At 66.4% G+C, this 14,788-nt stretch carries 14 protein-coding genes, 1 tRNA gene and 2 pseudogenes; 14 read left to right on the top strand and 3 right to left on the bottom strand.

Features of this window, described 5'->3' with window-relative positions; translation table 11 throughout:
- Positions 1 to 114: 114 nt before the first annotated feature.
- The gene (gabD, locus tag ACZ5R1_RS04205; RefSeq protein ID WP_027600146.1) at positions 115 to 1,563 is read right to left on the bottom strand and encodes an NADP-dependent succinate-semialdehyde dehydrogenase; all 1,449 of its coding nucleotides are present in this window, start codon (positions 1,561 to 1,563) and stop codon (positions 115 to 117) included.
- Between the two features lie 342 nt (positions 1,564 to 1,905).
- On the opposite strand from gabD, the gene ACZ5R1_RS04200 reads away from it, so the two are divergent.
- The 4 genes from ACZ5R1_RS04200 to ACZ5R1_RS04185 all read left to right on the top strand — a co-directional run bounded on the left by ACZ5R1_RS04200 (position 1,906) and on the right by ACZ5R1_RS04185 (position 3,451).
- A tRNA-Arg gene (locus ACZ5R1_RS04200) sits at positions 1,906 to 1,982 on the top strand.
- A gap of 253 nt (positions 1,983 to 2,235) precedes the next feature.
- The gene (locus tag ACZ5R1_RS04195) at positions 2,236 to 2,466 is read left to right on the top strand and encodes a hypothetical protein (protein ID WP_077171562.1); all 231 of its coding nucleotides are present in this window, start codon (positions 2,236 to 2,238) and stop codon (positions 2,464 to 2,466) included.
- 103 nt (positions 2,467 to 2,569) lie between these two features.
- A complete protein-coding gene (locus ACZ5R1_RS04190; RefSeq protein ID WP_115945298.1) occupies positions 2,570 to 2,956 on the top strand; it encodes a hypothetical protein in 387 nt (128 codons plus the stop codon).
- 177 nt (positions 2,957 to 3,133) lie between these two features.
- Positions 3,134 to 3,451 (top strand): DMT family transporter, encoded by a 318-nt coding sequence (locus ACZ5R1_RS04185; RefSeq protein ID WP_115945297.1) that lies wholly within the window; start codon positions 3,134 to 3,136, stop codon positions 3,449 to 3,451.
- A 10-nt stretch (positions 3,452 to 3,461) separates the two neighbouring features.
- Here ACZ5R1_RS04185 and ACZ5R1_RS04180 read toward each other — a convergent pair whose 3' ends face one another.
- Positions 3,462 to 3,932 (bottom strand): hypothetical protein, encoded by a 471-nt coding sequence (locus ACZ5R1_RS04180; protein ID WP_288471626.1) that lies wholly within the window; start codon positions 3,930 to 3,932, stop codon positions 3,462 to 3,464.
- 28 nt (positions 3,933 to 3,960) lie between these two features.
- Between ACZ5R1_RS04180 and ACZ5R1_RS04175 the strand changes: the two genes are divergently transcribed.
- Positions 3,961 to 5,121, top strand: coding sequence for a PQQ-dependent sugar dehydrogenase (locus ACZ5R1_RS04175; protein WP_288504813.1), 1,161 nt, complete (start codon positions 3,961 to 3,963; stop codon positions 5,119 to 5,121).
- 33 nt (positions 5,122 to 5,154) lie between these two features.
- On the opposite strand, the gene ACZ5R1_RS04170 is transcribed toward ACZ5R1_RS04175, so the two are convergent.
- Positions 5,155 to 6,492 carry a DUF4214 domain-containing protein gene (locus ACZ5R1_RS04170; RefSeq protein WP_288471622.1) on the bottom strand — a complete coding sequence of 446 codons (1,338 nt, stop codon included), beginning with the start codon at positions 6,490 to 6,492 and terminating at the stop codon, positions 5,155 to 5,157.
- A gap of 276 nt (positions 6,493 to 6,768) precedes the next feature.
- On the opposite strand from ACZ5R1_RS04170, the gene ACZ5R1_RS04165 reads away from it, so the two are divergent.
- From ACZ5R1_RS04165 to ACZ5R1_RS04125, 9 genes and pseudogenes are all read left to right on the top strand, one after another.
- Complete coding sequence (locus tag ACZ5R1_RS04165) at positions 6,769 to 7,842, top strand: saccharopine dehydrogenase family protein (RefSeq protein WP_115945294.1); 1,074 nt, start codon at positions 6,769 to 6,771, stop codon at positions 7,840 to 7,842.
- Positions 7,843 to 7,909: 67 nt separating this feature from the next.
- Positions 7,910 to 8,881, top strand: coding sequence for a Gfo/Idh/MocA family protein (locus tag ACZ5R1_RS04160; RefSeq protein WP_115945293.1), 972 nt, complete (start codon positions 7,910 to 7,912; stop codon positions 8,879 to 8,881).
- A 78-nt stretch (positions 8,882 to 8,959) separates the two neighbouring features.
- Positions 8,960 to 9,694 (top strand): annotated as a pseudogene (locus ACZ5R1_RS04155) (MCP four helix bundle domain-containing protein); the annotation flags it as partial.
- 42 nt (positions 9,695 to 9,736) lie between these two features.
- Complete coding sequence (locus ACZ5R1_RS04150) at positions 9,737 to 10,600, top strand: methyl-accepting chemotaxis protein (protein ID WP_420030751.1); 864 nt, start codon at positions 9,737 to 9,739, stop codon at positions 10,598 to 10,600.
- Positions 10,601 to 10,765: 165 nt separating this feature from the next.
- Positions 10,766 to 11,020, top strand: a complete 255-nt coding sequence (locus tag ACZ5R1_RS04145) for a hypothetical protein (RefSeq protein WP_007160747.1) — start codon at positions 10,766 to 10,768, stop codon at positions 11,018 to 11,020.
- Positions 11,021 to 11,401: 381 nt separating this feature from the next.
- A pseudogene (locus ACZ5R1_RS04140) lies at positions 11,402 to 12,295 on the top strand (SDR family oxidoreductase).
- 5 nt (positions 12,296 to 12,300) lie between these two features.
- Positions 12,301 to 14,100, top strand: coding sequence for a glycoside hydrolase family 15 protein (locus ACZ5R1_RS04135; protein ID WP_115945291.1), 1,800 nt, complete (start codon positions 12,301 to 12,303; stop codon positions 14,098 to 14,100).
- Positions 14,097 to 14,654 carry a DNA-3-methyladenine glycosylase gene (locus ACZ5R1_RS04130; protein ID WP_115945290.1) on the top strand — a complete coding sequence of 186 codons (558 nt, stop codon included), beginning with the start codon at positions 14,097 to 14,099 and terminating at the stop codon, positions 14,652 to 14,654. Before ACZ5R1_RS04135 ends, ACZ5R1_RS04130 begins: the two co-directional genes overlap by 4 nt.
- The gene (locus ACZ5R1_RS04125; protein WP_181902004.1) at positions 14,638 to 14,778 is read left to right on the top strand and encodes a hypothetical protein; all 141 of its coding nucleotides are present in this window, start codon (positions 14,638 to 14,640) and stop codon (positions 14,776 to 14,778) included. The genes ACZ5R1_RS04130 and ACZ5R1_RS04125 overlap by 17 nt, the downstream gene beginning before the upstream one ends.
- The last annotated feature ends 10 nt before the right edge of the window (positions 14,779 to 14,788 follow it).

Genomic DNA, 14,788 nt, shown 5'->3' with positions numbered 1-14,788 from the left:
AGCTTTGGGTCAGGCTGAGGGTCTGTCGGGCTTCGACCATGGCGCCGTCTCGTCCAACCTACGGGTGCTGGTAGGTTGGGTTGGGTTGAGCGCAGCGAAGCCCAACGAGGGCGATCAGACGCCCAGGCAGAGGTACTTGATCTCCAGGTATTCCTCGATGCCGTACTTGGAGCCTTCGCGGCCCAGGCCCGAGGCCTTAACGCCGCCGAAGGGGGCGACTTCGTTGGAGATCAGGCCGGTGTTGATGCCGACCATGCCGTACTCCAGCGCCTCGGCCACGCGGAACACGCGGGACAGGTCGCGGGCATAGAAGTAGGAGGCCAGGCCGAATTCGGTGTCGTTGGCCAGTTCGATGACCTCGGCCTCGTCCTTGAAGCGGAACAGCGGCGCCAGCGGGCCGAAGGTCTCTTCCTTGGACACCTTGGCGCTCTTGGGCACGTCGGCGAGGATGGTCGGTTCGAAATAGCTGCCACCGTTGGCGTGGGCCTTGCCCCCGGCGATGACCTTGGCGCCCTGGCTCACGGCGTCGTCGATGTGCTCCTTGACCTTGGCCGCGGCCTTGGCGTCGATCAGCGGGCCGATGGTCACGCCCTCTTCCAGGCCGTTGCCGACCTTGAGCTTGGCCACGGCGGCCTTGAACTTCTCAGCAAAGGCGTCGTAGACGCCGTCCTGGATGTAGAGGCGGTTGACGCAGACGCAGGTCTGGCCGGCGTTGCGGTACTTGGAGGCGATGGCGCCTTCCACGGCCTTGTCCAGGTCGGCGTCGTCGAAGACGATGAAGGGCGCGTTGCCGCCCAGCTCCAGCGACAGCTTCTTGATGGTGGGCGCGCTCTGCTCCATCAGCTTGGCACCGATCTCGGTGGAGCCGGTAAAGGAGATCTTGCGCACGATGGGGCTTTCGGTCAGCTCGGCGCCGATCTCGGCGGCGGAGCCGGTGACCACGCTCAGCACGCCCTTGGGAATGCCGGCGCGCTCGGCCAGCTCGACCAGGGCCAGCGCCGAATAGGGGGTCTGGCTGGCGGGCTTGATCACCATGGTGCAACCGGCGGCCAGGGCCGGACCGGCCTTGCGGGTGATCATCGCGGTGGGGAAGTTCCACGGCGTGATGGCGGCGGTGACGCCGATGGGCTGCTTGATCACCAGGATGCGCTTGTCGGCCTGGTGGCCGGGGATGGTGTCGCCATAGATGCGCTTGGCTTCTTCGGCGAACCACTCGATGAAGGAGGCGGCGTAGGCGATCTCGCCCTTGGCCTCGGCCAGCGGCTTGCCCTGCTCCAGGGTCATCAGCCGGCCCAGGTCGTCCTGGTTCTCGATCATCAGCTCGTACCAGCGACGCAGCTTGGCCGAACGCTCCTTGGCGGTCAGCGCCCGCCAGGCCGGCAGGGCGCGGTTGGCGGCATCGATGGCACGCTTGGTCTCGGCGCGACCGAGCTTGGGAATGGTGCCCAGGGTCTCGCCGGTGGCCGGGTTGTCCACCTTGACGGTGGCACCGCTGTCGGCGTCGATCCAGGCGCCGTCGACATAGGCTTGCTGGCGAAACAGGGAAGCGTCTTTGAGCTGCATTACGGTCTCCTTGGCTGAAAGGGCCGGAAGCAAGGGCATGACACCCCTGCGCCTGCGATAGGGTCAGGCCTGGAAACGCTGGCATCGCCACCGTTCAGTGCCCGCTCGAGCAACGTCCGAACCACCCTGGGCGTTCGAAATATTGAACGCATCCTAGGAGAATATTGAACCCCCGCGCAAGAGCGCCGGAGCGGTTTTCGCGCGGACTTCCTCCTTGTTTATGCAGCCCTTGCCAAGCCCCGCGAAACAGTCGTTCAAAATCAACAACATCGTGCATGCGGGCATGGACGGTCGGAGGCAAGGTGAGTATGATGGCGACCGATTCAGCGTCACCGAATCGCTGCACTCGTAGCTCAGCTGGATAGAGTACTGCCCTCCGAAGGCAGGGGTCGTGGGTTCGAATCCCGCCGAGTGCGCCATCTCCCGTTCACCGTCGCGTGAACCTCAGCAAAGCCCGCCATCGCGCGGGCTTTGTTGTTTATGGCTGTCGCTCAAGCCGTTCCGAGACGCTCAAAACGTTCTGTAAAAGGCGATCGCCAGATCACCGGCGTGAATTATCTGACCATTATCCCTGGTGCTAACGCGATTCTGCTCTAAGCTCTGACCTCTAGACCCGCTCCAACAGGCCGGCCGGATGCCGATACCCTGGTGATCACCCTGCAAGGACGCCTTATGAGATACCTCCTGACCAGCTCGGTCACCCTCTTTCTCGCCGCTCCGCTCCTGACCGAAGACACCGCCCTGGCCCAGGCCGGCCATGCCCTGCGTCCGGGGATAGAGGCAGCGGCGCACGCCCTCAACCTGTCGCTGCTGCAGAGCAGCGCGGTTGGCAGGGGGCCGGTGGCCGACGGCGCGCGGCTGCAGCTGGCGGCGCTGGAACGGCAGGCGCGGCGGGACGACTAGGGCTTCAAGGCGTTTGCCAAGGCCCGGCGCAGAGCCATTCTTGAACGAAGCGCCCGTCCCGGGCTCTCAAGGTCTCCACCACGGCCACTCCGAGGAGACCTGGATGAAATCCCTGATTCCCCTGTTGCTGCTGCCGCTCGCCCTGGGCGCCTGTACCAAGGAACAACGACCGCGCGACGATCTTGGCTTGCCCAGCTGCAATCTGCAGCAGCAGCGTGAACTCCCGGGTGAGCTGGGCGGCGCCATCACCGATCCGCGGCAGGCGCATGTATCCATGCGCGCCAATGTGCTGCTGGCGGATGTGAGCACGGCGCGCAAGGCGCAGCGGATCAGTCAGGAACAGGCGACCGCCTTCAGCGAGCGCATTGCCGCGGTGCGCAGCCAGACCGATGCCCTGGTCGGGCAGCAAGGCTTTCTCAGCGCGGCCGAACGCGCCAACTTCGACCGGGAATTCGACGGGATCGCCATGCAGATCTGCCAGCCGCGCTAGCGGGTGATGGGTAGCGACTGCCAGGCCGGGTCGAACGGCGCGGCCATGAACGGCTAGGATAGTAGAGCCGATCAGGCGGTGGAGCAGCCTGCCGCCCTTCTCTCTTGGCCCCCGGGGACGACCCCGGCGATCGGTGGGCAGCGTTCCGGGACGGCCCGGTTTTACAGGAGGCCGTCGTTGGCTTGGTTCTATCTGCTGTGCGCGGGACTGCTCGAGGTGGTCTGGGCGTTCTATATGAAGCAGTCCGCGGGCTTCACCCGTCTCACGCCCACGCTGATCACCGGGGTCGCCATGGTGGCCAGCGTGGCGCTGCTGTCGATCTCCATGCGCAGCCTGCCGCTGGGCACCGCCTATACGATCTGGACCGGCATTGGCGCGGTCGGCGCCTTCACGGTGGGCATTCTGGTGCTGGGCGAGGCGGCGAGTCCGCTGCGCATCCTGGCCGCCGCGCTGATCGTCAGCGGACTGGTGCTGATGAAGCTGACCTCGTCCTAAGCGCCCTCCCCTAGCGCGGGACCACCGAGCGCGCCAGCCAGATGAACAGCAGCCCGCCAAGCAATCCACCCACGGCCATCGCCAGCAGCCCCTCCAGGGTGCGCGTCGCATAGATGAGCACGGGCATGGGCGCGAAGGCGTCGATCAGGCGGATGGCAGCGACCAGGCTGAGGCTGCTGGCCAGCGGCAGCAGGCAGGCGCGATAGGCACCGCCGTGACGACCGAGCCAGAGGGCCGCGGCAAAGGCTGGTAACCAAGCGGCGAGCACGATCGCGGCATAGACGGGTCCGAAGCCCAGCAGATCCTCCAGCGAGGTCCGCCAGCGCGTGGGCAGGTCGATCGGCTGGCCGAGCCCCTGGAGGGCGGCCAGGTTGTACTGGGTCTGCACCAGGCTGCCCCAGGCGGTGGCCAGCAGCAGGGCCCCGGCGAACGCCAGCAGGGTGCGCGCTTGCAACAGGGCGCGCCAGAGCGGTTGAGGCATGGTCGGAAGATCCCTTGGAGAGAGGCAGATGCTAGCGAAAGCGGGTACCCGGAGTAGACCTCAAGCGTTACCTAAAGCTTCCGGCCGCTGGGCCTGGCTGGCTTGGCTGGCCCTGCTGGCGGTTCCGCTGGCGCTGGCGACGCCAGCCTATCGGATCGAGACGGTGGCGACCGGACTGGACCGGCCCTGGTCGCTGGCCTTCCTGCCCGATGGCCGGGCGCTCCTGACCGAGGGCGCCGGGCGCTTGCGGCTGCTGGTCCCGGACGGCGCAGGTCGCCTCGGGCTGCAGGCGCAAGCCATCACCGGACTGCCGGACCTCTACTCCGAAGGCCAGGCCGGTCTGTTCGAGGTGCTGCCGGATCCGGACTTCGCGCGCAACCAGCTGATCTATCTCTCCTATGCGACAGGCACGCGCCAGGCCAATCACTTGAGGGTGGTACGCGCGCGGTTGGAGGGCGAACGCCTGCAGGACGTCCAGCCGTTGTTCACCAGTCAGCCGGCCAAGGCCTTCGGCCAGCACTTCGGGGCGCGGATGGCCTTGCTCGGCGACGGCACCCTGGCCATCGCCCTGGGTGATGGCAACGTGGAACGTACCGACGCCCAGCGACTGGATACCCATCTGGGCAAGATCGTGCGCATCACCCGCGACGGCCAGGTGCCGGCGGACAATCCCTTCATCAAGCGACCCGGCGCCCTGCCGGAGATCTACAGCCTGGGCCATCGCAATCCCCAGGGCCTGGTCTGGGTGGCCGAGCGCCAGGCGCTGTACGAGCACGAGCACGGCTCCAAGGGCGGCGACGAACTCAATCTGATCCGCAGCGGTGCCAACTATGGCTGGCCGCTGACCACCGGCGGCGTGGACTACACCGGCGCGCGCATCTCGCCCTTCCGTGAATTGCCGGGCATCACTCCACCACTGCTGGAGTGGACCCCCTCCATCGCCCCGGCCGGCATGACCTGGTACGACGGCCAGGGCTTTCCCGCCTGGCGCGGCAGTCTGTTCGTGGCGGCGCTGCGGGAAAAATCGGTGCGGCGAATACCGCTGGTGAACGGCCAGCTCGGTCAGCAGGAGCTCCTGTTCCAGGAGCTGGACCAGCGTCTGCGCGACGTGCGCAGTGGACCGGACGGCAATCTCTGGCTGCTCACCGATGGCGAAGACGGGCAGCTGTTGCGGGTGGTGCCTGGGTAGGAGGGGCCACTGCGAGAGACCCCAATGGCCTGATCAGGCCGCGACGAAGGTGTTGCTGGCACCCAGCAGGGTCAGTTCGTCGCTGGGGTTGTTGTAGGCGTCGTAGACGAAGGCTTCGGGCAGGTAGACGCTGTATTGATGTCCTTCTACCAAATCACTCGCCAGGCGAATGTCAAGCTGGCTGGTCAGATGTCTCACCGTGGTGACCAACTCGAAGCCGATCTTCGCGCCGGTGGTGACATCGAGCACAAAGGCTTTCTCCAGTACCGCCGGGTCCACGTTCACCGGTATCGGATAGGCTTCCGAGTAAAGATCCCGGGTGCCGCGATAAATGGAGCTGTCGAAAAACAGGTTGATGTGATTTTCAGCACCAGGGCTGTAGTAGGAATGCTGATCGATACCTGTCAGTAGCGGTGGAGTGAAGTCGGCAGGTAGCACCTCGAGGTCACGCGGCAGGGTCGTCACCAAGACGTTTCCAGCCGTATCGGTGGTCTCAACCTGGATCGAGCCCTGCGCATAGAAGCCCGGCTCCAGCTTAGGTGCAGGCCAGCGTCCCTCCCCCTGCTGCCAGGTCTGGCCGCCATCGCTGGAACTGCGCCATTGCTCTACGTCGTTGTCGATGTAGAAGTGGAATCGCAACAGATTCTCGGTGGTAGGGCCATGAGTGCTGAGCAGATAGAGCGCGGCCCCCTGATTGTCGACCTGCCAGGGTGTTTCATTAGTAAGGGTCCGCGTGGTGCCCCCGTCTTCCCGATAGCTGACCTGCAGCTGATCCGCCTGGTAGTAGCCCGCGACCAGTTGCAGGGTGTGGCTGCCGGCGCTCGCGGCGGTCCAGCTCTGCCCGCCATCCAGGCTGTAACTCCAGGCCGTCACCCCATCCGGCAGGGTCACGTCCACCTGGCCGTTGCGGGTGATGCCATCGGTGGCCGACACCCCGGTGTCCTCGTGCAGGGCGAGGCCCGGCGTGAGCGGCTCCCATTGCGCGAGGCGCGTCTGGAACAGCTGCTGATCGGCGCTCTGGCCATCCGGGCGGCCGAGGTAGTCGATCATCTCGACGATGACCGCGGCGCGGGCATCCTGGTGGGTGCTGCCGAGCGTCTCCAGCCGGCCCAGCCAGAAGGCCTTGCCACCGGCATCGGCGCTGCGGCCAAGCAAATCGCCATAGCAGCCGTCGATGAAGGCGCTGGCGCTCTCGTCGGCGGGTTGCGCCTGCAGGCGCTCGGCACCATTGAGGAACAGGCGGACCAGTTGGGCGGTGCTCAAGCCCTCGTCCAGCTTGGCGACCCAGAAGCGAAAGCCTTCCGCATCCGGGGCACGGCCCAGCACGCCCCAGTAACAGGCGTTTACCCATGCTGCATTGTCCACGACCATGGTCTCTCCTCCTTGAAGCGGCCACCCGCTGTGGCCGATTCCCTGGCTTATAGAAGGCGGCGGTACGCGGCGCCGACCTGTATCCAGATTCCTGTGGCGTGCTCGACAGCCTTTCGCCTAGGGCGATAAGCAAAAAGCCAGATGAAACGAGCACCTCCATCGAATCGTCGAAACCCCCGACGATTCGTCAAATAAGAGACGACAGTTCGACGCTCTGATGCTCACATCTGACAGCGCCACTTTTTAAGCTGGAGCCTCAACCACGGAGGATCCGCCATGAAAGTCACCCTGCTCGGCGCCGGCCATATCGGCTACACCATTTCGCAATTGCTGCACGCCAGTGGCGACTATCAGGTGACGGTGGCGGATCGCGACGAGCGCGCCCTGGCGGCTATTGCGGCCCTGGGCGTCAAGACCCGGACCCTGGATACCGCCGACGCCAGCGCCCTGGCCGCGGCCCTGGACGACCAGGACGTGGTGCTCAATGCCCTGCCCTATCACCTGGCGATTTCCGTGGCCCAGGCGGCCAAGGCCACCAATACCCACTATTTCGACCTGACCGAAGACGTCAAGGCCACCAAGACCATCCGCCAGCTGGCCGAAGGCGCGAGCAATGCCTTCATGCCCCAGTGCGGTCTGGCGCCGGGCTTCATCGGCATCGCCGCCCACTCCCTGGCCAAGCGCTTCGACAGCGTGCGCGAGGTGAAGATGCGCGTCGGCGCCCTGCCGGAATTTCCCACCAACGCCCTCAAGTACAACCTGACCTGGAGTGTCGACGGCCTGGTCAACGAGTACTGCCACCCCTGCGAAGCCGTGCGCAACGGCGAGCTGCAACTGGTGCAGCCGCTGGAAGGCCTGGAGCACTTCTCCCTGGACGGCGTGGAATACGAGGCCTTCAACACCTCGGGCGGCCTGGGCACCCTCTGCGAGACCCTGCAGGGCCAGGTGGAAACCCTGGACTACAAGACCGTGCGCTATCCCGGTCACCGCGACCTGATGAAGTTCCTGCTGGAAGACCTGCGCCTGGCCAGTGACCAAGAGCAGCTCAAGACCATCCTGCGCGGCGCCGTGCCCACCACCATGCAGGACGTGGTGCTGGTGTTCGTCACCGTCAGTGGGATGCGCGGCGGCAAGCTGGTGCAGGAGGTGTTCAGCCGCAAGATCTTTGCCGCCGAGCGCGACGGTCGCCTGACCAGCGCCATCCAGATCACCACCGCCGCCGGCATCTGCACCGCCCTGGACCTGTTCCGCGAAGGCAAGCTGCCGCAGCGTGGCTTCATCGCCCAGGAGCAGGTGGACATGGAGGCCTTCCTGGCCAACCGTTTCGGCAAAGCCTACCAGCCGGCCTGATCGGGGAAGCTTAGCGGCAGACCAGGGGTCCCATAACGGAACAGTTGCCGTTAGAGGACCCCTCGTCATGCTCAGCGTTGCCATCGTCGGTTGCGAACAGATCCACGCCCAGGACTACCTGGACACCAGCCTGGCCGATCCGCGGGTGCGGGTGGTGGCGGTGGCCAGCGAACGGGATCCCGCCCGCGCCCGGCGCCTCGCCGCCCCTCATGATCTGCCGGTAGTGGACGACTTCACCCGGCTGCCCTCGGTGGACCTGGCCTTCGTCACCACCGCGATCGAGGATCACGAGGCGGCCGTGACCGCCCTGCTTCCGCGTGCTCGTCATCTCTTCGTGGAAAAGCCGCTGGCCGTCTCGGCCGCCCGGGCCACCGCCCTGGCCGAACAGCTCGCCGGACGGTCCTGCTTCAGTGGCTTCTATCTGCGCACCGATCCGGCCCTGCAGCTGTTGCGCCAGCGGGCGCGGGACGGCGCCATCGGTGATTTAAGTCACCTGTCGCTCACCGCCGGCCACCCCGGGCTGCTGGAGGGCTGGCTCAGCGACTGGCCGGCGCACCTGGACGAGTGCCGCATGGGCTATGGCGCCTTTGGCGATCTGGCGGTGCATCTGCTGGATTTCAGCGCCTGGCTAAGCGGTGAGGCCCTGACCGTCACGCACAGTCGGCTGGACCGCGATCCGCGCTGGCCACTGGATCATGGCGGCGAGGCCCTGCTCCAGGCCGGTGTTCTGCCGATTCATCTGCGTGCCAGCGCCACCCTGCGCGGTCCGCGCCTGGCCATTCGACTGGACGGCAGCGAGGGAACCCTGGAGCTCTCCGCGGGGCGGCTGGTGTTGCACAACGCCAAGGGCCATCGCCAGGTGCTGGTCGAAGGGGTGGACCCCGGCGTACCCCAGGGCGCCCAGGCGGTGTTCGACCAGTTGCTCGGCCAGCCGCGGCCGGAACTGGCCAGTCTGGCGGACGCCCTGGTGGCCAATCGACTACTTGATGATCTCTATGGGCGCGTTGAAGGCGGATTCGAACGCTTCGGGGCCACCTAAAGGTCGGACTGTAGGTGCCGATAGCGAGGGTATCCAGCGCAACTTGGCTGAAACCCACCTCGCAGAAAGGAAGGCTCCATGGTCTGGTTCAACAATCTGGCGCTGGCGAAGAAACTCGCCGTGGCCTTTGGCCTGTGCACGGCCATCACCCTGAGCATCGGTGCGGTTGGCCTGAGCGGCATCCGCAGCGTCAACGCTCAACTGGACAACGTGTTGAACGACACGCTGCTCTCCATCACCCTGCTCAACGATGCCAAGAGCAACGTCATCGGCCACAACCGCGATCTGTTCCGCGTGTTGTCCATGGCCTATGGCGAGGCGCCCCAGAGCGACCAACAGACCGTCATCGCCTCCCTACGTGACAATCAGGCCGATGCCGAGAAACCCTTTGCAGCCTATCGCACCACGCCGCTGCAGGCCGATGAAAAGCAGGCCGGCGATGCCTTCGAGCAGGACTGGAAGAGCTATATCGCGGGTACCGATGCCATCCTGGCGCGGCTGGCCGCCAAGGACGTCGCCGGTGCCGCCAAGCTGCTGAACGAGCAGGTGCAGCCCACCTATCGCAAGACCATGGCCTCGTTCAAGATCATGATCCAGTCCAACAAGCGCCAGAGTGCCGAAGCCGGGGAGGCGGCGCATGCTGCCTACCGGCAGGCCGTCTGGGCACTCGGCCTGGGCCTGCTGCTCGCCACGCTCTGCGCCCTGGCGCTGGGCATCATCATCACCCGAATGATCGTCACGCCGATCCGCCAGGCGGTGACCAGCGCCGAGCGCGTCGCCCAGGGCGACCTGACCCAGGCGATCCAGAGTTCGCGCCGTGACGAGGCCGGGCAACTGCTGCAAGCGCTGGGTGGCATGCAGCGCAGCCTGAAAGACACCGTGCAACAGATGGCCGGTGCCTCCAGCCAGCTCGCCGCGGCCGCTGAGGAACTGCACGCCGTGACCGAGGAGACTTCCCGAGGTCAGGTCCGCCAGCACGATGAACTGCAGCAGGCCGCCACCGCGGTGAACCAGATGACCGCGGCTGTGGAAGAGGTGGCGCGCAATGCGGCCTCCACCTCCACCGCCTCCCAGGACACCAGCCGCGAAGCCCAGCAGGGTCGCGAGCAGGTGCAGCAGGCGGCCCAGGCCATGGCGGTGATGACCGGCGAGATCACCGATTCCACCCAGAAGGTACAGACCCTGGAAGGCCAGGTGCGCGAGATCGGCAAGTTGCTGGAGGTGATCCGCGGGATCGCCGAGCAGACCAACCTGCTGGCGCTCAATGCCGCCATCGAGGCCGCTCGGGCCGGCGAACAGGGCCGCGGCTTCGCCGTGGTGGCGGATGAGGTCCGCGCCCTGGCCCATCGCACCCAGGGTTCCACCGGTGAGATCGAACGCATGATGAGCGCCGTGCGCAGCAGCGCCGAAGAAGCGGTGAGCGCCATGCACAAGAGCCAGTCCCTGGCCGACAGCACCCAGGCGCGCGCCAACCAGGCGGGTGAAGCCCTAGACCGCATCGCCGCCGGGGTCGCCCAGATCGAGGAACGCAACCTGGTGATCGCCAGCGCCGCCGAGGAGCAGGCCCAGGTCGCCCGCGAAGTGGACCGTAATCTGGTCAATATCCAGGACCTCTCCACCCAGACCGCCACCGGTGCCCAGCAGACGGCCGCCTCCAGCCAGGAGCTGTCGCGACTGGCCACCTCGTTCCAGGGCCTGGTGGCGCAATTCCGTTATTGATCGGCCGTTCAGGAAACTTCCGACCAGCGGTCAGCGTGCCCTCGCCCCTGCGAGGGGCAGGCTTTCGGCATGGCCATGGACCGGCTGACCCGGCGCGCCCATGTTCGCAATTGAACATTGCGCGCCCGCGCGGCTCTGAGCTGAAACACCTGAATGGATGCTCCCATGCGCTTTACCTACGATGCCCGTCGCAGCTATCGCCTGATCGGCCTGGACGATGGCCGTCTGGCAGGCCAGTTGCTGTGCGGGCAGCTGTACATCATGGTCGGAGGGGATGGCAGGCAGCCAGAGTCCTATGCCCAGCTGGAAGACGACCAGCTGCGCACCGCCGAAGGCCGGCTGATCGGCTGTCGCGAGGCGGATATCCTCACCCTGCAACGGACCGGTGTCGCCCTGCGACTGGAGCCGCTCGACGCCTGAGCGAGACGCCTAGCGCGGCCCCCTTTGCTCCAGGCCTCCGCCGGGCCCGCCGTGGCCACCATGACCACCCCCTCCAGGCGGTGGCATGAACAGCCAACAACCGGACAGGGACAACAGGGCCGCCAGCACGGCCACCTTGACGCCTTTCATCACCACCTTTACCTCCACTCCAGAAGGGCCCTTCCCTTCTCGTCGTCATTGGACGCCAGGGCGGGCCGGAAAAGGCGTAGTCGTGGGTAAAAACGGGGTAAGAAAGCTGTCCAGCTCGATACAACCCCTATGAATCGGCGGGAACCTCTCCTGCGCGTCGTGGCTCCATTTCCTTGAACGTCATCGAAAAGATGCCAAACGGGCGCCTTTTGGCCCCCTTCAGGAGATGTCATGTCCAGCGACAACCAATACGCCATGCAGAACCCCCTCACCCAGTATCCCCAGCCGGAATTTCCCCAGCAGCCCCAGGAGGCTCCGGGTCTGGCTCAGGTCATGGAGCCGCTCCCCGATCATGGCGAGACCAGCTACAAGGGTTTCGGTCGACTGGCCGGGCGCAAGGCACTGATCACCGGTGCGGATTCGGGGATCGGTCGGGCTACGGCCATCGCCTATGCCCGCGAGGGTGCCGATCTGGTGCTGAACTACCTGCCCGAGGAAGAGGCCGACGCCCAGGAAGTGGTCAAGCTGGTGGAAGCCGAGGGTCGCAAGGCCGTTTGCGTTCCCGGTGACCTGAAGGACGAAGCCTTCTGCACCCAACTGGTCAGCAAGGCCAAGGAGGCCCTGGGCGGTCTGGACATCCTGGTCAACGTGGCCGGCAAGCAGACCGCGGTGCAGGACATCGCCGAGCTGACCACCGAGCAGTTCGACGCCACCTAAAAGACCAACGTCTACGCCCTGTTCTGGCTGTGCAAGGCCGCCCTGCCGCACCTGCCGGCCGGCGCCGCCATCATCAACACCACCTCGATCCAGGCCACCCAGCCTTCCGAATTCCTGCTGGACTACGCCTCGACCAAGGCGGCCATCACCAACTTCACCAAGGCCCTCGCCAAGCAGGTCGCCAGCAAGGGCATCCGCGTCAACGCCGTGGCTCCCGGTCCCTTCTGGACCCCGCTGCAGCCCAGCGGCGGCCAGCCCCAGGAAAAGATCCCCACCTTTGGTGGCGAGACGGTGTTCAAGCGTCCCGGGCAGCCGGCGGAACTGGCACCCATCTATGTGCTGCTGGCTTCCCAGGAATCGAGCTATGTGACCGGTGAGGTCTATGGCGCCACCGGAGGCATGGGCTGACGGCCGTGGCGGCCTTCGACCCCGCCCGCCAGGACGGCTACGCGCCCCTGGCGGGCTATGCCGCCCTCTCCGACGGCCGTTCGGTCGCCCTGGTGGCGCCGGACGGCTCGCTGGATTGGTGGTGCGTACCCAACATGGATTCCGCCCCGCTGTTCGACCGCCTGCTGGACGCCCCGGCCGGCGGTTTCTTTTCGATCGTCCCGGTGGCCGACTACCGCGTCGAGCGGGCCTACCGGGAAGACAGCAATGTGCTGGAAACCTGTTTCCACACCGCCGATGGCAGCGTGCGCCTGACCGAATCGCTCAACAGCGGCTCGGCCGGTCGCCTGCCCTGGTGCGAACTGGGGCGCCGGGTGGAAGGCCTGTCCGGACGGGTCGAGCTGCGCATCGAACTGGTGCCCGGCACCCAGGGCCAGACCGTCTCGCCCTGGATGCGCAGCACGCCCAATGGCGAGGTCATGCACGTCGACGGGGTCATGGCCACCCTGAGGTATTGCGAGCGGCTGGAGATCCTCCAGTGCGACGACCGCCGCCTGGTGGCACGCCTGGTGCTGGAAGCCGGGCAACGCAGCGTCCTGGCGCTGACCGCGACCGAGAACGAACCGCTGGTGGTGCCCTCGCTGGACGAGGTGGACCAGCGCATCGACCGCAGCGACCAGGCCTGGCGCGAGTGGGCCCAGGGTTTTGCCTATCGCGGCGAATTCCTCAGCGAGGTGAAGCGCTCGGCGCTGGCCCTCAAGCTCTTGCTCTACTCCCCCACCGGCGCCATCGTCGCCGCGGCCACCACCTCGCTGCCGGAACGCATCGGCGGCGACAAGAACTACGAATACCGCTATGCCTGGGTGCGCGATGCGGTCTTTACCATCAAGGCCTTCCTGCGCCTGGGTGCCCTCGGCGAGGCCCAGGCGGCCCTGGCCTGGATCCAGAACGTCATCCGCCGCCACGGCAATCGCCTGCACACCTGCTTTACCCTGCAGGGTGAGCTGGCACCGGCAGAGCGCACCATTCCCGTGCCGGGCTATCGCGACTCCCAGCCGGTCCGCGTCGGCAACCGGGCCAGCGCCCAGTGCCAGCTGAGTCTCTATGGCGACTTGCTGGAGACCTTTCGCCTCTATGCCAGCAAGGGCCATGTGCTGGATTTCGCCACTTCCAGCCTGCTCACCGACCTGGCCAATCTCTGCGCCGATGGCTGGCGCCAGCCGGATGCCGGCATGTGGGAGCTGCCCGAAGAGCGCCACTACACCCTGTCCAAGCTGGGCTGCTGGTTCGCCCTGGATCGCGCCGTGACCCTGGCCCGCGAAGGGCACATCCCCGACGCCATGTGTGGCCGCTGGGAGCGCGAGCGCGATCGCATCCGTGACTGGGTCAACGAACACTGCTGGAGCGAGCGCAAGCAGGCCTATACCTTCTATGCCGGCACCGAGCGCCTGGACGCCGGCTTGCTGCTCGGTATCCGCTTCGGCTTCGACGGGGGTGAGCGGTCGGTGAGTACCCTGGCGGCCATTCGCCGCGAGTTGGCCCGCGGTCCGCTGGTCTATCGCTACAGCGGCGCCGAACGGGAGGAAGGGGCCTTTCTTGCCTGCTCCTACTGGATGGTCGAGGCGCATGCCGTGCTGGGCGAGGTGGATCAGGCGCGCGAACTGATGCGCGAGGTGCTGGCCGCCAGTCTCAATGGCGTCGGCCTGATGACCGAGATGCGCGATCCCCATGACGGCGCAGCCCTGGGCAACTTTCCCCAGGGCTTGAGTCACCTGGCCATGGTGCATGCGGCGCTGATTCTGGAAGAACCGGAGCCCGAGGCGTGAGCGATCTGGATTTCACCCGCCCGGTGAACGAGGTCGCCCGGCAACTGATCGGCGCCACGCTCAGGGTCGCGGGCGTCGGCGGCCTCATCGTCGAGACCGAGGCCTACGACGGCGAAGACCCGGCCTCCCACAGCTTTTCCGGCCCGACTCCGCGCAACCGCGCCATGTTCGGCCCGCCCGGCCATGCCTATGTCTATCGCTCCTACGGCATCCACTGGTGCTTCAACCTGGTCTGCCGCGAAGCCGGGCATGGCGCCGGCGTGCTGATCCGCGCGCTGGAGCCCCTGTGGGGGCTGGAGGTGATGCGCGAACGCCGGGGCGGGCTGGCCGATCGCCTGCTCTGTGCCGGTCCCGGCAGGCTGTGCCAGGCCCTCGCCATCGACGGCAGTCACGATGGCCTGCCGCTGACCGAGCCGCCCTTCCTGCTGGAGCCGGCGGCTGCCGAGGTGGCGGTGCTCGCGGGCCCGCGTATCGGCATCAGTCGCGCACGCGAGATGCCCTGGCGCTTCGGTCTGGCCGGTTCGCGCTATCTGAGTCGTGGCTTTCCTGGCTGAGCACCGCCGCGCGGTGCTGGCGCCGGCCGCGACGCAGATCGACGATCAGGGTCAGAAGGCCGAAGGCCAGAATCGCCAGGACGATGCCCAGGCCGAGCAGCTGCTTTTCCATATTGTCCTCTGATGCTGTCGAT

The organism is Pseudomonas sp. Pso3, assembly GCF_055393275.1.
Note: the sequence above shows the minus strand (reverse complement) of the source record. Positions and strands in the feature narration are given on the sequence as shown.

Bases quoted from the DNA above. Each gene is read 5' to 3' on its own strand.
- gabD (WP_027600146.1), bottom strand. From the start codon at position 1,563: ATGCAGCTCAAAGACGCTTCCCTGTTTCGCCAGCAAGCCTATGTCGAC.
- ACZ5R1_RS04195 (WP_077171562.1), top strand. From the start codon at position 2,236: ATGAGATACCTCCTGACCAGCTCGGTCACCCTCTTTCTCGCCGCTCCG.
- ACZ5R1_RS04190 (WP_115945298.1), top strand. From the start codon at position 2,570: ATGAAATCCCTGATTCCCCTGTTGCTGCTGCCGCTCGCCCTGGGCGCC.
- ACZ5R1_RS04180 (WP_288471626.1), bottom strand. From the start codon at position 3,932: ATGCCTCAACCGCTCTGGCGCGCCCTGTTGCAAGCGCGCACCCTGCTG.
- ACZ5R1_RS04175 (WP_288504813.1), top strand. From the start codon at position 3,961: ATGCTAGCGAAAGCGGGTACCCGGAGTAGACCTCAAGCGTTACCTAAA.
- ACZ5R1_RS04170 (WP_288471622.1), bottom strand. From the start codon at position 6,492: ATGGTCGTGGACAATGCAGCATGGGTAAACGCCTGTTACTGGGGCGTG.
- ACZ5R1_RS04165 (WP_115945294.1), top strand. From the start codon at position 6,769: ATGAAAGTCACCCTGCTCGGCGCCGGCCATATCGGCTACACCATTTCG.
- ACZ5R1_RS04160 (WP_115945293.1), top strand. From the start codon at position 7,910: ATGCTCAGCGTTGCCATCGTCGGTTGCGAACAGATCCACGCCCAGGAC.
- ACZ5R1_RS04150 (WP_420030751.1), top strand. From the start codon at position 9,737: ATGCAGCGCAGCCTGAAAGACACCGTGCAACAGATGGCCGGTGCCTCC.
- ACZ5R1_RS04145 (WP_007160747.1), top strand. From the start codon at position 10,766: ATGCGCTTTACCTACGATGCCCGTCGCAGCTATCGCCTGATCGGCCTG.